10 protein-coding genes are annotated in these 18,365 nt (G+C 44.7%); all 10 read right to left on the bottom strand.

The window, feature by feature from the left end; all coding sequences use genetic code 11:
• Window positions 1-48: 48 nt before the first annotated feature.
• Window positions 49-765: a hypothetical protein gene (locus H3302_RS01725; RefSeq protein ID WP_182396083.1), complete on the bottom strand. Its 717-nt coding sequence runs from the start codon at window positions 763-765 to the stop codon at window positions 49-51.
• Window positions 766-835: 70 nt separating this feature from the next.
• Window positions 836-2,635 (bottom strand): alkaline phosphatase, encoded by a 1,800-nt coding sequence (locus tag H3302_RS01720; RefSeq protein ID WP_182396082.1) that lies wholly within the window; start codon window positions 2,633-2,635, stop codon window positions 836-838.
• Between the two features lie 11 nt (window positions 2,636-2,646).
• Entirely contained in the window at window positions 2,647-4,236 is a 1,590-nt protein-coding gene (locus H3302_RS01715) for an alkaline phosphatase (protein WP_065978255.1), read from the bottom strand.
• Window positions 4,237-4,851: 615 nt separating this feature from the next.
• A complete protein-coding gene (gene tuf, locus H3302_RS01710; protein ID WP_036971551.1) occupies window positions 4,852-6,036 on the bottom strand; it encodes an elongation factor Tu in 1,185 nt (394 codons plus the stop codon).
• Window positions 6,037-6,096: 60 nt separating this feature from the next.
• Window positions 6,097-8,211 (bottom strand): elongation factor G, encoded by a 2,115-nt coding sequence (gene fusA, locus H3302_RS01705; RefSeq protein WP_036971554.1) that lies wholly within the window; start codon window positions 8,209-8,211, stop codon window positions 6,097-6,099.
• Window positions 8,212-8,238: 27 nt separating this feature from the next.
• On the bottom strand, window positions 8,239-8,709 hold the full coding sequence (rpsG, locus tag H3302_RS01700; RefSeq protein ID WP_036971557.1) for a 30S ribosomal protein S7: 471 nt from the start codon (window positions 8,707-8,709) through the stop codon (window positions 8,239-8,241).
• A gap of 97 nt (window positions 8,710-8,806) precedes the next feature.
• Complete coding sequence (gene rpsL / locus H3302_RS01695) at window positions 8,807-9,181, bottom strand: 30S ribosomal protein S12 (RefSeq protein WP_002958885.1); 375 nt, start codon at window positions 9,179-9,181, stop codon at window positions 8,807-8,809.
• A 193-nt stretch (window positions 9,182-9,374) separates the two neighbouring features.
• Entirely contained in the window at window positions 9,375-13,547 is a 4,173-nt protein-coding gene (rpoC, locus tag H3302_RS01690; RefSeq protein ID WP_036971561.1) for a DNA-directed RNA polymerase subunit beta', read from the bottom strand.
• Between the two features lie 97 nt (window positions 13,548-13,644).
• Window positions 13,645-17,670, bottom strand: a complete 4,026-nt coding sequence (rpoB, locus tag H3302_RS01685; protein WP_036971565.1) for a DNA-directed RNA polymerase subunit beta — start codon at window positions 17,668-17,670, stop codon at window positions 13,645-13,647.
• Window positions 17,671-17,942: 272 nt separating this feature from the next.
• Complete coding sequence (gene rplL / locus H3302_RS01680; protein WP_036971568.1) at window positions 17,943-18,305, bottom strand: 50S ribosomal protein L7/L12; 363 nt, start codon at window positions 18,303-18,305, stop codon at window positions 17,943-17,945.
• Window positions 18,306-18,365: the final 60 nt, after the last annotated feature.

The raw sequence follows: 18,365 nt of genomic DNA, 5'->3' as shown, positions 1-18,365 counted from the left end.
AGGGTGTGCCGCTTTAATACATTCAGCGGCAACGTTTAGCAAGGCATGTTAATGATGGTGCTGATGCTCACTTTGCAATTGATTACCTTGCGCATCATAAAAACCAGTCGCGCCATGCTCTACAAACCCTAAATTAATCATCTTGGCTAAAAAGGGGTCGCTTTCATTGTCACCAATGTCGGCATAATCTGTCGTTTGAAAGTTATCCCACTTGGCAAATTGTGCTGTTACCGCGTCTTTATTGTGCTCAACCGTGGTTAAAGCAACTGTGCGACTATAAGAAGGCGATGAAATACGCATTTCTTTAACCAGCTGCTGATTAGCAAGCCACGTTAACTCTATTTTTGTCTCTGCTTGCTGGTATTGATAATGTTCAGTCAGCTCACAACCTTCGCCTGCACTGTTTTTTAAAGTCATTTTTTCGAGCAGTGCATTACTTACCAACTGATATTTGGCACTCCAATCCTGTTCGCCCTGAACCTCAGAAGGCTGATATTCAATACCACGCTGTGCGTGTTGAAAGTATCGGATTGGTCGCATTTGCTGATTACGTAACTGTTGCCACAACTCGATAAATTGTGGGTTTTGCTTAGCCACTTGATGAGGCGTACGCCAAAGCGTAAAGGCGTTTTCTGTGTGCTGTTTGTTAGCAACAGTACCGGTTGTGACAGTATAGTTTGCTTTCGCATAACCGGTGTTTGTATCGCACTGACCTGCAACAGCAAGTGGGCTAAGTAATGAAGCAATTAATATCGCAGCTTTCACGGGAGTCTCTTTTCTTTTAAAGGTGTTGTATTCGATGTAAGGAGAGCCCCTAAGGGCTCTCTGCTAACATTTATTGGACTAATTTAGCATCAGCTTGTTTCACAAGGTCAGCGGCATAATCCATCACATGGAAAATAAGGCTTTGCTCATTCGTACCAGTAACTAAATGGGCTCCTGGGCCTACTGCATACACACCGACATCTTCTGCTGCGTGTGTTTCAGAGCTAAGCGGTACCACCGCTTCTTGATGGAAACCCGGTGTGGTTGTATCAACATCGGTGAGATCAACACGCCCAGTCACGGGTGCAAAGTTATAGCCCGCATCCGCATCGGTTTCATCACCTAAGTCACGAAAGCCACCGCCATTAGTGTATCCTACAGTAGTGTATGGCATATTATCCGCTGCGAGTGATGGCTCATCACTCCCCACAGGCACGACTTTACCTAAAATTGGGTTACCACGTTTTGGATAACCAGCAATCGTGAACACATGGCTGTGGTCAGCCGTAACAATGATCAAAGTATCTTCAATGCTGGTTTTATCCAATGCAACTTGAACAGCCTTTGAAAGCTCAACCGTATCACTTAATGCGTTGTACGCATTGCCCGCATGGTGAGCATGGTCAATACGACCCGCTTCAACGGTTAAGAAGAAACCTTTGTCATTGTTATCAAGCACGTCAATTGCTTTTGCGGTCATTTCAGATAATGAAGGTTCACCAGCAATATCGTTAGCGCGATCGGCTTCATACTGCATATGTGATTCATTGAATAAACCAAATAAATGCTCAGTTGTGTCTGCATTCACAGCATTAAAACTTGCTTGGTCCATAACATATTGACCCGCTGGGTATTTCGCTTTCCACTCAGCAGTTAGGTCGCGACCATCCGTACGGTCACCTTCAACACTGCTTACAGCGTCCGCAGAGTTAAACGCGGCATCTTTAGGTAAGAAGTGACGACGACCACCGCCCAACACGACTTCTAAGCCATCAACATCTAATCCCGCATAACGTGCTTCAAGGTTTGCTTCGAAGTTAACGAGTTGCGAGGCGATATCTTCACATCCCGCAGCGACAGCCGCTTCTGGCATATCAGATACATCTTCCCAGTTACGGTCAGCCGATTTTGCATAGGTGGCGGCAGGTGTGGCGTGTGTGATTCGCGCTGTTGATACAATCCCGGTCGATTTGCCTGCCATTTCAGCAAGCTCTGTTGCTGTTACCAGCTCATTACCCGCAACCGTCGCACAGTTACCACGTTCGATATCTTCATCAACGCCGATAACACCGGCATCTGTTTTAACACCAGATGCCATTGCTGTCATCGTACCCGCAGAATCCGGCGTTTGTGCGTCAACGTTGTATGTTTTTGCAAAACCAGAAAACGGCATCGCTTCAAAACTCAGTTGATGCTCTTCGCCCAACTTGCCTTCAAGCTGACCCGCCATAATGCGTGTCGCTGTCACGGTAGAAATCCCCATACCATCACCCACAAATAGAATGACGTTTTTCGCTTTCCCTGACTCTTTAGCAACCGCAGCGATGCTCTCTTCGCTTGCCGCCATCTTAACTTTTGCGGCCTTAAACCAATCATTGCTCGTCAGTGGCGCAAGCTGCTGTGCGGTCAGTGATGTGGCTGGGTCATTACACGCAACCGTTGTCTCTGTGATTTCTGCTGAATCTAGCTCACCATTGCGGTTTGTATCTTCACCCGATACGGTTTCTGTACCACCATTCACACACTGCTCAGACCCGACAGCTAAGGTGTTTTCAACTGTGATTGTTTCAATTGGGCCTTTGTCATCATCATCAGAACAACCCGCTAATGCCACTACTACAGCAAGAGAAATTAAATTTAGTTTTTTCATTGTCATCGCCATTATTCTTCAATTAGTTCTAGAGCTTGATTTATGATGTGGAAAATTACATTTTGCTCCACAACGCCTTGCGCTAACTGCGCACCTGGACCTTTTGCATGCAATGAAATGTCTTCGCCCGCATGCGTCTCAGAACTTAATGGCACAGTGGCTTCTTGGTGGTAACCTGGGGTCGTTGTATCAACACCCGTTAAGTCAACACGGCCAGCAAATGCAGCGTCGTTATATGACGCATCTGCATCAGTCTCATCGCCTAAATCACGAAAGCCTAAACCATTTGCATACCCGACTGTTGTATACGGCATACCGTCTGCAGCTAGAGTCGGCGCTTCTTTACCAACGGCAACCACTTGACCCAGTATTGGATTACCGCGTTTTGGGTAACCCGCAATGGTAAATACATGACTGTGATCTGCGGTGACTAAAATAAGCGTTTCTTCTGGGTTAGTGTTTTCAACAGCCGCTTGCACTGCTTTTGCAAATTCAACGGTGTCGTTTAATGCGTTGTAAGCATTTCCTGCATGGTGAGCATGGTCAATACGTCCTGACTCAACCGTTAAGAAAAATCCTTTATCATTATTTTTAAGAATGTCGATAGCTTTAGAGGTCATTTGTGATAATGAAGGCTCGCCCGCAATATCGTTACTACGGTCTGCTTCATACTGCATGTGTGACTCATTAAATAGTGCAAACACGCGTTTTGTATCTGCATTTAGTGAATCGAAACCAGCTTGATCCGTGACATACTGACCCTCTGGGTAGAGTGTTTTCCATTCTGCAGTTAGGTCTCGCTCGTCTGTGCGGTCCCCTTCGACTTCACTAACAGCATCAGCTGAATTGAATGCCGCATCTTTCGGTAAAAAGTGACGACGACCACCGCCCATCACAACCTCTAAACCATCCACGTCAGTACCGACAAAACGTGCCTCTAAGTTCTTCTCAAAATTAACAAGTTGAGATGCAATATCTTCACAACCAGCTTCAACGGCATCAGCCGGCATATCAGAAATATCTTCCCAGTTACGATCCGCCGATTTTGCATAAGTTGCAGCAGGTGTCGCGTGTGTGATTCGTGCTGTTGATATTACCCCCGTTGCTAGGCCTTTAATTTCAGCCAGTTCAGTCGCGGTGATTAATTCATTGCCAGCAACTGTCGCACACTTGCCACGCTCAATATTTTCATTAACACCAATCACGCCAACGTCTGTCTTAACTCCTGAGATAATCGCCGTCATCGTCCCCGCAGAATCAGGAGTTTGTGCATCCACGTTGTAAGTCTTAATTTGCGCAGAGTAAGGGAACTCTTCAAAACTTAAAAAACCTTCTTCGCCAGACTTACCGCTCATTTGACCTGCCATGATGCGTGATGCAGTGAGTGTCGACACCCCCATACCATCACCCACAAATAAGATCACATTCTTCGCTTTAAATGCCTGTTCTGACTGAGCTACCTGTTCTTTCTTGATTAATTTAGCTTCAGCGGCACTGTACCACTCATTTTGTTTTTGACTATCTGGTAACACACCGGCATTCGCCGTCGCTGACAATGCCAACGTAAAGCCAATTGCTGAGGCAATTTTATTCATTTTCATCGTTACGTTCCGTTAGTACGTTATTTTAAGAATTGTATGCGACTAATTAAGCTGCACATGGATAATTAGCGAGCTTATGGTAGGAAGTATTTATGACTGAATAAGTGACTTTTAATGACGAAAATATTAAACAACTGATTAACAGCCAAAAGAAAGAAACACTGTTTTAAGGTGGTTAATAAAGGCGAGTAGCGAGTAGCGAGTAGCGAGTAGCGAGTAGCGAGTAGCGAGTAGCGAGTAGCGAGTAGCGAGTAGCGAGTAGCGAGTAGCGAGTAGCGAGTAGCGAGTAGCGAGTAGCGAGTAGCGAGTAGCGAGTAGCGAGTAGCGAGTAGCGAGTAGCGAGTAGCGAGTAGCGAGTAGCGAGTAGCGAGAACAAAATAAAGCCACGTTAACCTCAAGCAAACTTTTTGATGTTTAATCACACCAGTAAGTAACCCCCGCTCGGTAACTGACTTCTAATATCTACCTTCTAATATCTACCTTCTAATATCTAACTTCTAATATCTAATTTCTAATATCTAATATCTAATATCTAATATCTATTTTCTCATCCATAAAAAAACCCGAGACTAAGCTCGGGTTTTTCTTGAATGCTTAATGCATCACTATAGTTGATTACTCAACGATAGTTGCAACAACACCAGCACCAACTGTACGGCCACCTTCACGGATAGCGAAGCGTAAACCTTCGTCCATCGCGATTGGAGCGATTAGCTCTACAGTCATCTTGATGTTATCACCAGGCATTACCATTTCAACGCCGTCTGGTAACTGTACGTCACCTGTTACGTCAGTTGTACGGAAGTAGAACTGTGGACGGTAACCTTTGAAGAATGGAGTATGACGGCCACCTTCATCTTTAGAAAGTACGTATACTTCTGAAGTGAATTTAGTGTGTGGCTTGATTGAACCAGGCTTACAAAGTACTTGACCACGCTCAACGTCTTCACGCTTAGTACCACGTAGAAGTGCACCGATGTTCTCACCCGCACGACCTTCGTCTAGAAGCTTACGGAACATCTCAACACCTGTACATGTTGTCTTCGTAGTTTCTTTGATACCTACGATTTCAACTTCGTCATTCACGTTGATGATACCAGCTTCAACACGGCCAGTTACAACTGTACCACGACCTTGGATTGAGAATACGTCTTCGATAGGCATGATGAATGGCTTATCGATGTCACGCTCTGGCTCTGGGATGTATGAATCTAGCGCTTCAGCTAGTTCAATGATTTTCGCTTCCCATTGCTCTTCGCCTTCTAGGGCTTTAAGTGCTGAACCTTGGATTAGAGGTAAGTCGTCACCTGGGAAATCGTACTCAGAAAGAAGTTCACGAACTTCCATCTCTACTAGCTCAAGTAGCTCTTCGTCATCAACCATGTCACATTTGTTCATGAATACGATGATGTAAGGTACGCCAACCTGACGAGAAAGTAGGATGTGCTCACGTGTTTGTGGCATAGGACCATCAGTCGCAGCAACTACTAGGATTGCGCCGTCCATTTGAGCAGCACCAGTGATCATGTTTTTAACATAATCGGCGTGTCCAGGACAGTCTACGTGTGCGTAGTGACGAGTTGGTGTATCGTACTCAACGTGTGAAGTTGAGATTGTGATACCACGCTCACGCTCTTCTGGAGCGTTATCGATTGATGCGAAGTCTTTAGCTGTACCACCGTATACTTTTGCAAGTACGTTAGTGATTGCTGCAGTTAGGGTAGTTTTACCGTGGTCAACGTGGCCGATTGTACCAACGTTTACGTGCGGTTTTACGCGTTCAAACTTTTCTTTTGCCATCTTAAAAAATTCCTATAAAGAAATTAACGCCTGACCCACTATTGGGCCAGACAAGCTAAATCATATAACAGCGCGAGCTGCAATTATTGCATCTGCAACATTCTTAGCGGCTTCTGCATACTTTAAAAACTCCATAGAGTAAGATGCACGGCCTTGTGTTGCAGATCGCAGATCAGTTGCATAACCAAACATTTCAGAAAGTGGCACTTGTGCATTAATTTGCTTAAGACCACCGAATGCTTCTTCCATGCCTTCGATCATGCCGCGGCGACGGTTTAAGTCACCAACTACATCACCCATGTTTGCTTCAGGAGTGATAACTTCAACCTTCATTACTGGTTCTAGAAGAGCAGGGTTTGCTTCAAGCGCCCCTTTCTTCATCGCCATTGAACCTGCAATTTTAAATGCCATCTCATTCGAGTCTACATCATGGAATGAACCATCATATAAAGTCGCTTTAACGCCAAGTAATGGGTAGCCTGCCAGCACACCTTGAGCCATTTGCTCTTGGATGCCTTTATCTACCGCAGGGATGTATTCTTTTGGAACGGCACCACCAACGACTTCGTTAACGAATTCGTAAATTGGGGCGTCGTTGTCCGAAATATCCATCGGTTCAAGTTTAAGCCAGACGTGACCATATTGACCACGACCACCTGATTGACGTACGAATTTCCCTTCAACTTCAACAGTTGAACGGATAGCTTCACGGTATGCAACCTGCGGCTTACCAACGTTACATTCAACACTGAATTCACGTTTCATACGGTCGACAATGATATCAAGGTGAAGTTCACCCATACCAGAAATAATAGTCTGGCCTGATTCTTCGTCAGTTTGTACTCTGAAAGATGGATCTTCTGCTGCTAGTTTACCTAGTGCAATACCCATCTTATCTTGGTCAGCGATTGTGCGAGGCTCAACCGCAACAGAGATAACTGGCTCTGGGAACTCCATACGCTCAAGCGTAATAATAGAGTTCGGATCACACAGTGTTTCACCTGTTGTTACGTCTTTAAGACCAATAGCCGCTGCGATGTCGCCTGCATAGACTACTTTGATCTCTTCACGTGAGTTTGAATGCATCTGAACGATACGACCAAGTCGCTCACGCTTACTTTTAACTGGATTGTATACCGCGTCACCCTGTTTAACAGTACCAGAGTAAACACGGAAGAAGGTCAAGGTGCCAACGAACGGGTCTGTCGCAATCTTAAAAGCAAGTGCGGCAAACGGTGCGTTGTCATCAGCAGGACGCTCTTCCTCAGTACCATCTTCAATGATACCTTGGATTTGTTTCACTTGTGTTGGCGCAGGCATATATTCAATAACAGCATCAAGCACAGCTTGAACACCTTTATTTTTAAATGCGCTACCACACGTCATGGGAACAATTTCGTTTGCTAATGTACGCTGACGTAACGCTGATTTAATTTCAGCTTCGGTCAGGTCTTCACCTTCTAGATATTTATCCATTAGCTCTTCTGACGCTTCAGCAGCGCTTTCAACTAAGTGAGAGCGCCATTCTTCTGCAAGCTCAAGAAGGTCTGCCGGAATGGCCTCATAAGAGAAAGTCATGCCTTGATCTTCGGCATTCCAGTTAATGGCTTTCATCTTAATGAGGTCAATAACACCTTTAAAATCGTCTTCAGCACCAATTGGTAGCTGAATTGGAACAGGCGTTGCTCCAAGACGAGATTTCACCTGGCTAACAACCGTTAAGAAGTCAGCGCCAGTGCGATCCATTTTATTTACGAAGATCATACGAGGAACTTCATATTTGTTCGCTTGACGCCAAACTGTCTCAGTTTGCGGCTGTACACCTGATGAAGCACAAAGAACAACTACCGCACCATCAAGTACACGTAAAGAACGCTCTACTTCGATAGTGAAATCTACGTGTCCTGGAGTATCAATAATATTGATACGATGGTCGTCAAATTGCGCGTCCATCCCTTTCCAGAAACACGTTGTTGCAGCAGAAGTGATTGTGATACCACGCTCTTGTTCCTGCTCCATCCAATCCATAGTTGCAGCGCCATCATGTACTTCACCAATCTTATGAGAAAGACCGGTGTAAAACAGAACACGTTCTGTTGTGGTGGTTTTACCTGCATCTACGTGAGCGCAAATACCTATATTACGATAGCGCTCAAGTGGAGTTGTACGTGCCATAAAATCCTCTTAAAGGTTAAGGGCAGATTACCAACGGTAATGAGCGAATGCTTTATTCGCTTCAGCCATACGGTGAACGTCTTCACGTTTCTTAACCGCAGTGCCTTTGTTGTCAGCAGCGTCAACGATTTCTTGAGCTAAACGTAAGCCCATAGATTTTTCGCCACGCTTACGTGCAGCGTCTACTAACCAACGCATACCTAATGCGTTGCGACGTACTGGACGTACTTCAACTGGTACTTGGTACGTTGAACCACCAACACGGCGAGATTTAACCTCTACCTGTGGGCGAACGTTATCAAGTGCAGCTTCAAAGATTTCTAGGTGCGACTTGCCTGATTTCTCAGCAGCCACGTCTAACGCACCATAAACGATTTTTTCAGCAGTAGATTTCTTGCCGTCTAACATTACTACGTTAACGAATTTAGCAAGAAGTTCCGATCCGAACTTAGGATCTGGAAGAATTTTACGTTGACCTATTACGCGTCTTCTAGGCATTTTGTATCTCCGGTATCTTCAGGTTTGCTCTTTTAGAGTCAATACCCAAAACAATTAATTTAAAAATTTAGTGCTTGGCCTTACTAACGGAGAACCATTAGCCCTTAGGGCGTTTAGCACCGTATTTAGAACGAGCTTGACGACGGTCGCTTACGCCTGCACAGTCAAGTGCACCACGAACAGTGTGGAAACGCACACCTGGTAAGTCTTTAACACGACCACCACGGATTAGGATTACACTGTGCTCTTGTAGGTTGTGGCCTTCACCACCAATGTAAGATGTTACTTCGAAACCGTTTGTTAAACGTACACGCGCTACTTTACGTAATGCAGAGTTTGGTTTCTTAGGTGTAGTTGTATATACGCGAGTACATACACCACGCTTTTGCGGACACGCTTTAAGCGCAGCTGAGTTACTTTTAGTAACCTTGCTACGACGTGGCTTACGCACTAGCTGGTTAATAGTTGCCATTTAAATAGCTCCTGAAATTAAAATTACTACTGAAAAAATAAAAAAATCCGCCCTGTTTACATGCTCGTTACAAAACGTGCAGGCAAATGGGTGGCGGAATTTTAATGAGCAAAGTTTAACCTGTCAACCTTAACTCATCGCAAGGCAGCAGATAACTGCCTCGCGACTACTTAATCTATTGATTAAGTTGAGATTATTGGTTTCCAGAGATATCAGCATTAAGTGCGTCAGTTAATGCTTGAGTTGCCTCTTCAGCGCTAACAGTCTGCTCTTCGATGATTTCACCTTGCTTACGACGGTTCAAACGGTCTTGGTGATACGCAAAGCCAGTACCGGCTGGGATCAGACGACCCACGATTACGTTCTCTTTCAGACCACGAAGCTCATCGCTCTTACCATTTACAGCGGCTTCAGTAAGGACACGTGTTGTCTCCTGGAACGAGGCTGCTGAAATGAAAGATTCTGTTGCAAGTGACGCTTTAGTGATACCCATTAACTGGATTTCAAATTTAGCTGGGATCTTGCCTTGCTTTTCAAGGTCGCGGTTCGCGATATTAACGCGTGCCACTTCAACTTGTTCACCGGCTAAGAACTCAGTGTCACCGCCGTCAAGAATGATACATTTACGTAGCATCTGACGAATAATTGTCTCAATGTGCTTGTCATTGATCTTAACGCCCTGCAAGCGGTAAACCTCTTGCACTTCGTTAACGATATAGTTTGCAACATGAGTTACACCACGTAGGCGTAAGATGTCATGTGGTGATTCTGGACCATCGGCGATAACCTCACCTTTAGACACTTGCTCACCTTCGAACACGTTAAGTTGACGCCATTTAGGAATCATCTCTTCGTATGCGTCACCCTCTGCTGGCGTGATTACAAGACGCTTCTTACCTTTCGTTTCTTTACCGAAGCTAATCGTACCGGTGATTTCTGCAAGAATTGCAGGATCTTTCGGCTTACGTGCTTCAAATAAGTCAGCTACGCGAGGTAGACCACCCGTGATATCACGAGTCTTCGAACCTTCTTGCGGAATACGTGCAAGTACGTCACCTGGGTTTGCTGTCGCGCCGTCTGTTACTTCAATCGTTGTGAATGAAGGAAGACGTGTTTCTTGCAGACCACGCTCATCGCTTTCGATGATTAGTTTAGGTTCTTTCGCATTTACTTTACCTAAGTCTTTAACAACCACACGTGTTAAACCAGTTAACTCATCTGTTTGTGCTTCGGTATTTGAGTCATCAATATCGCTGAACGAGATTTTTGACTTATGCTCAAGAACGATTGGGTGACTATGCGGATCCCAAGTCGCAACGATATCGTTACCTTGAACTTCCGAATTATCTTGTACTGTTAACACGGCACCGTAAGGTACTTTATAACGCTCTTTCTCACGACCAAAGCTATCGATGATAGTGATCTCTGTTGAACGAGACGTGATAACAATCTTACCGTCTGTGTTTAATACGTACTTCGCATTGTGTAACTTCAATGTACCGTTAGTTTTAACTTGTACACTGTTCTCAGCAGACGCTCGAGATGCCGCACCACCGATGTGGAAGGTACGCATTGTAAGCTGTGTACCCGGCTCACCGATTGATTGTGCCGCGATAACACCTACTGACTCACCTGGATTGATGATGTGGCCACGCGCAAGGTCACGACCGTAACACTTAGCACATACACCAAAGTCATTATCACAGGTGATAACTGAACGAACGCGTACTTCATCCACTGAGTGCTCTTCTAAAAGGTCACACAGTTTTTCGTCAAGCATAATGTTACGCTCAACAAGTACTTCGTTAGTACCAGGAATAACAACATCTTCAGCAACAACACGACCAAGTACACGTTCGCGAAGTGCTTCTACAACGTCACCACCTTCAATAAGCGGTTTCATTGTTAAGCCATCTTCTGTGCCACAATCGTCTTCGTTGATTACTAAGTCTTGTGCAACGTCTACTAGACGACGCGTTAAGTAACCCGAGTTTGCTGTTTTAAGTGCTGTATCGGCAAGACCTTTACGCGCACCGTGCGTTGAGATGAAGTACTGTAGTACGTTTAGACCTTCACGGAAGTTCGCCGTGATTGGTGTCTCGATGATTGAACCATCTGGACGTGCCATTAGACCACGCATACCCGCTAACTGACGGATCTGAGCGGCGCTACCACGTGCACCAGAGTCGGCCATCATAAACACTGAGTTGAATGAAGATTGCTCTTCTTCTTCACCTTTCGCGTTGATTACCGTGTCTTTTGATAAGTTCGCCATCATCTCACGTGATAAGTTTTCATTTACACGTGACCAGATATCGATAACTTTATTGTACTTTTCACCAGCCGTTACAAGACCTGATTGGAATTGTTGGTTGATTTCAGTTACTTCAGCTTCCGCTGATTCAATGATTTCTGCTTTAACCGGTGGGATAACTAAGTCATCAATACCGATTGAAACACCTGACTTCATTGCGTAGTGGAAACCGGTGTACATTACTTGGTCAGCAAAGATAACAGTATCTTTAAGACCTAGACGACGGTAACACTCGTTTAATAAGCCAGAAATCTGTTTCTTACCTAGGGCTTGGTTGATTAGCTCAAACGGCATGCCTTTAGGTAGGATAAGTGAAAGAATCGCACGACCTACTGTTGTTTCAACAATAGTAACGTAATCAACTGCTTCACCTTCTTCATTCTTAATTGTCTCGCTGATACGTACTTTTACGCGCGCATGTAGCTCAGCGTTGCCGCTGCGGTATGCTTTTTCAGCTTCTTTAGGATCTTTAAATACTGCACCTTCGCCTTTCGCATTAATGCGATCACGCGTCATGTAGTAAAGACCTAATACAACGTCCTGTGAAGGAACGATGATTGGCTCACCATTCGCTGGAGACAGAATGTTGTTTGTAGACATCATTAGAGCACGTGCTTCTAACTGTGCTTCAAGCGTTAACGGTACGTGTACCGCCATTTGGTCACCATCGAAGTCAGCGTTGTACGCCGCACATACTAATGGGTGTAAATGAATCGCTTTACCTTCAATTAGCACAGGTTCGAACGCTTGGATACCCAAACGGTGAAGTGTTGGTGCACGGTTAAGTAACACTGGATGTTCACGAATTACTTCGTCTAATACATCCCATACTTCTGCCACTTCACGCTCAACCATCTTCTTCGCTGCTTTGATAGTCGTAGCCATGCCGCGACGCTCAAGTTTGCCGTAGATAAATGGTTTAAACAGCTCAAGTGCCATCTTCTTAGGAAGACCACACTGGTGTAGTTTAAGCGTAGGACCTACTGTGATTACAGAACGACCAGAGTAATCTACACGTTTACCAAGTAAGTTCTGACGGAAACGACCTTGCTTACCTTTGATCATATCAGCAAGCGATTTAAGAGGACGTTTGTTAGAACCTGTAATCGCACGACCGCGACGACCGTTATCAAGTAGCGCATCAACCGCTTCTTGTAACATACGTTTTTCGTTGCGTACGATAATATCTGGTGCCGCTAAATCTAATAGACGCTTAAGACGGTTATTACGGTTAATAACACGACGGTAAAGGTCATTTAGATCAGATGTCGCAAAACGACCACCGTCTAGTGGTACTAATGGACGTAGATCAGGTGGCAATACTGGAAGTACTGTCATGATCATCCACTCAGGGTTGTTACCTGATTGGTGGAACGATTCCATTAATTTAAGACGTTTAGTGATCTTCTTACGCTTCGTTTCAGAGTTAATTGTTGGTAACTCTTCACGCATTTCAGCAATTAATTGGCCAAGATCAAGTTCACGAAGCAAGTCTAATACTGCTTCTGCACCCATCTTCGCTTCAAACTCATCGCCGTGCTCTTCTAGCGCATCTAGGTACTCTTCTTCACCTAAAAGCTGACCACGCTCAAGCGTTGTCATACCCGGCTCAGTTACCACGAATGATTCGAAGTAAAGTACGCGCTCGATGTCACGAAGTGTCATGTCTAGCATTAAGCCGATACGTGACGGTAATGATTTTAAGAACCAAATATGCGCAACTGGGCTAGCAAGCTCAATATGACCCATACGGTCACGACGCACTTTAGTCAGCGTTACTTCAACGCCACACTTTTCACAAATAACACCACGGTGCTTAAGGCGCTTATATTTACCACATAAACACTCATAATCTTTCACTGGGCCGAAGATACGGGCACAGAATAAGCCGTCGCGCTCAGGCTTGAAAGTACGGTAGTTGATTGTCTCAGGTTTCTTTACTTCACCGTATGACCATGAACGAACCATATCTGGCGAAGCAAGACCAATGCGAATTGCATCGAATTCTTCGGTCTTATTTTGTTGCTTCAGAAACTTAAGTAAGTCTTTCACCTTAGCTCTCCTGTCGGAGGTTAATCTTGAGGGCGAATAACTCGCCCCTACATTCTATTCGGCCTAACAGGTGCGGCTTATGCCGCACCTAAATGGCTTAATTTTCTTCCAACTCGATGTTGATACCCAGTGAGCGGATTTCTTTCAACAATACGTTGAACGATTCTGGCATACCTGGTTCCATCTTATGGTTACCATCTACGATGTTCTTATACATCTTAGTACGACCGTTCACGTCATCCGATTTCACTGTTAGCATTTCTTGTAGTGTATATGCAGCACCGTAAGCTTCTAGTGCCCACACCTCCATCTCACCGAAACGCTGGCCACCGAACTGCGCTTTACCACCCAGCGGCTGCTGAGTAACAAGGCTGTAAGAACCAGTTGAACGCGCGTGCATCTTGTCATCAACCAAGTGGTTAAGTTTCAGCATGTACATGTAACCAACGGTTACTTGACGTTCAAACTGATCGCCAGTACGGCCATCATAAAGTGTAACTTGACCGCTTCTTGGATAACCACCAAGCTCTAGTAAGTCTTTGATTTCGCTTTCACGAGCACCATCAAAGGCTGGAGTTGCGATCGGTAAACCACCTTTCAAGTTTTCAGCTAAGCGACGAACTTCATCATCAGAGAATGAGTCGATATCGACTTTCTGACGACAATCACCTAAATCGTAAACTTTCTTAACAAAGCTACGGATTTCGTGCAGTTCACGCTGCTCTTTCATCATTTCTTCAATGCGCTCACCCACACCACGTGCAGCAAGACCCATGTGTGTTTCTAGGATCTGACCGATGTTCATACGTGATGGTACACCTAGCGGGTTCAGAACGATGTCTACCGTACGACCTTTGTCATCGTATGGCATATCTTCTACTGGTACGATAGTCGAGATAACACCTTTGTTACCGTGACGACCCGCCATCTTATCACCCGGTTGGATACGACGTTTAACAGCTAGGTATACTTTAACAATTTTAAGTACGCCTGGTGCTAAGTCATCACCCTGAGTGATCTTACGACGTTTGTTTTCAAACTTCTTATCGTATTCAGCTTTAAGCTCATCGTACTGGGCAGCTAGTTGCTCAAGCTCTGATTGCTTGTCTTCTTGAGCAAGGCTTTGAGTAAGCAGCTTTTCAGCATTAAGTGATGCAATTGTGTCTGCGTTCAGACCAGCGTCAACAAGTAGCTTACGAGCACGGTCTAATACACCGGCTTCTAAGATACGGAACTCTTCGTTGAAGTCTTTCTTCGCTTCGCGAAGCTGCATGTCTTCAACTTCTAACGCACGCTTATCTTTTTCAACACCGTCACGGGTGAAAACTTGTACGTCGATTACGGTACCTGTTACAGAGTTTGGTACACGTAAAGAGCTGTCTTTAACGTCTGACGCTTTCTCACCGAAGATCGCACGTAGTAGCTTTTCTTCTGGTGTTAATTGCGTTTCGCCTTTCGGAGTCACTTTACCTACTAGGATATCGCCGCCTTTTACTTCAGCACCGATATAAACAACGCCTGATTCATCAAGCTTGCCTAGTGCAGATTCACCTACGTTAGGGATATCTGCTGTGATCTCTTCAGGACCTAATTTAGTATCACGTGCGATACATTGTAGTTCTTGAATGTGGATAGTCGTTAGACGGTCTTCTTGAACTACGCGCTCTGATAGTAGGATTGAATCCTCGAAGTTATAACCATTCCATGGCATGAATGCCACGCGAAGGTTTTGACCTAGTGCTAAGTCACCTAAGTCAGTCGAAGGACCATCTGCTAACACATCGCCACGTGTAACCGGCTCACCAACCATACACGTTGGTTTTTGGTTAATACATGTATTTTGGTTTGAGCGTGTGTATTTAGTAAGGTTGTAGATATCGATGCCCGCTTCACCTGGAACGCGCTCATCTTCATTTACATTTACAACGATGCGGCTTGCATCGGCATACATTACTTCACCACCACGCTTAGCAACGATCGTTACACCAGAATCTTTTGCTAGTGTAAGCTCGATACCTGTACCTACCAGCGGCTTGTCCGCGATAAGTGTCGGTACTGCTTGACGTTGCATGTTTGAACCCATCAATGCACGGTTCGCATCATCGTGTTCTAGGAACGGGATAAGCGCGGCCGCTACAGAGATCACCTGTTGTGGTGATACGTCCATATATTGTTGGTCCATTTTGCCCATAAAGGTTGATTCACCTTTGTGACGGCATGGAATTAGTTCATCAACAAACTCATTGTCATCGTTCAAGTTTGAGTTCGCCTGAGCGATTACAAACTGACCTTCTTCAATGGCTGATAGGTAATCAACTTCATCAGTTACAACACCGTTTACCACTTTACGGTAAGGTGTTTCTAAGAAACCATAGTCGTTTGTACGTGCGTACGTAGACAATGAGTTAATTAGACCGATGTTTGGACCCTCTGGTGTTTCGATTGGACATACACGACCATAGTGGGTTACGTGAACGTCTCGCACCTCGAAGCCAGCACGTTCACGTGTTAAACCACCCGGGCCTAATGCAGAAATACGACGCTTATGCGTTACTTCTGAAAGCGGGTTATTTTGGTCCATGAACTGTGATAACTGAGACGAACCGAAGAACTCTTTAACCGCTGCTGAAATTGGCTTAGCGTTAATAAGATCTTGTGGCATTACCGCATCAAGGTCACCTAAGCTTAAACGCTCACGTACTGCACGTTCTACACGTACTAGACCAACACGGAATTGATTCTCAGCCATTTCGCCAACGCTACGGATACGACGGTTGCCTAAGTGGTCGATATCATCAACATCGCCAACACCGTTACGAATAGCGATAAGCACTTTCATAACAGCTACGATGTCTTCTTTCGATAATGTGCCAGGGCCTGTATCAGTGTCATAACCTACACGGCTATTGAACTTCATACGACCAACTGTTGATAAATCATAACGCTCTTCAGAGAAGAACAAGTTATCAAATAAGGCTTCAGCCGCGTCTTTCGTCGGTGGCTCGCCTGGGCGCATCATGCGATAAATTTCTACTAATGCTTCTAAACGGTTGCTTGTTGTGTCGATACGAAGGGTATCTGACATGTAGGCGCCGCTGTCAACTTCATTGATATATAACGTATCAATCTTAGTGTGACCTGCTTTAACCAACTCAGCCATTAGCTCAAGTGATAGCTCGTCATTCGCGTTAGCGATGATCTCACCCGTTGACTCATCAACGTAGTTTTTAGCTACAACACGACCAATGATGTACTCATGCGGTACTTCTAATTGGTTAATACCTTTTTTCTCGATGTTCTTGATGTGACGCGCAGTAATACGACGACCCGCTTCAACAAGGACTTCACCGTCATCGCCTTTGATATCAAAAGCGGCAGTTTCACCACGTAAACGTGAAGGCACAAGTTCCATAAGAACTTTACCGTCAGTTACTTCAAACGCAGTGGTATCGAAGAAGATATCTAAGATTTCTTCTGTAGAGAACTCTAGTGCACGTAAGATAATTGACGCCGGTAATTTACGACGACGGTCAATACGTACATATAGGTTATCTTTTGCATCAAACTCGAAGTCTAACCATGAACCACGGTAAGGAATTACACGCGCGTTATAAAGTACTTTACCTGACGAGTGAGTTTTACCGCGGTCGTTATCAAAGAATACACCAGGGCTACGGTGTAGCTGAGAAACGATAACACGCTCTGTACCATTGATTACAAAGGTACCGGTATCAGTCATGAGCGGAATTTCGCCCATGTAAACTTCTTGCTCTTTAATGTCTTTAACTGTGCCTGGTGCTTCTTTGTCCATCACCACAAGACGCAATTTTACGCGAAGTGGAGCAGAATAAGTCACACCGCGAATTTGACATTCTTTTACATCGAATACTGGCTCACCAATACGATAACTTACGTATTGAAGCTCAGAATTTCCCGAGTAGCTTTTGATCGGAAACACAGAACGGAAAGCAGCTTCCAAACCGTGATCGCCATCAGCGTCAGGGACTAAGAATTTTTTAAACGATTCTAACTGCGTCGACAGTAAGAAAGGTATATCCAAAACTTGTGGACGTTTACCAAAATCCTTACGGATACGTTTCTTTTCAGAATAAGAGTAAGCCATGGGGTTCCTCAGCTTGCTGATCTTTGACCCGACCTGTTCTTGTAAGAACAGACTTAACTGGCATCTATGCCAAGATGTACAACATTAAATTGTTGTTCTAGTTCACTCTGCTACTTTCAACACCTTTACAGGTAACAACTTGAAAATAAAGAGAAAATTAGATTTTATTTGCACTATAGGAAAACATCGCTCCATAGCGCAAAAAGGCCGGTGATTAAATAATCACCAGCCCTTGCCTGATTACTCAGGCAGCGAACCTAGCGTAAGCTAGATTACTTAACCTCAACTTCAGCACCAGCTTCAGTAAGGTCTTTTGCAAGCGCTTCAGCTTCTTCTTTAGATACACCTTCTTTGATAGGTGCAGGAGCTGATTCAACAAGTGCTTTAGCTTCTTTAAGGCCAAGACCAGTTGCACCACGTACAGCTTTGATTGCAGCAACCTTGTTAGCGCCAGCGCCAGTAAGGATTACGTCAAACTCAGTCTTCTCTTCAGCAGCTTCAGCAGCTGGACCAGCAACAACAGCAGCTGCTGCAGTTACGCCGAATTTTTCTTCCATTGCTTCAACTAGAGCAACAACGTCCATTACTGACATTTCAGCAATAGCATCAAGGATTTGGTCTTTAGTTACAGACATTACAAATTTCCTAATTATTACGGACTAATTTTAGTCCAAAAAAAATATTACACCGAAAGT

Origin of the sequence: Pseudoalteromonas sp. MT33b (assembly GCF_014117385.1) — a bacterium.
Lineage (GTDB): Bacteria > Pseudomonadota > Gammaproteobacteria > Enterobacterales > Alteromonadaceae > Pseudoalteromonas > Pseudoalteromonas lipolytica.
Note: the sequence above shows the minus strand (reverse complement) of the source record. Positions and strands in the feature narration are given on the sequence as shown.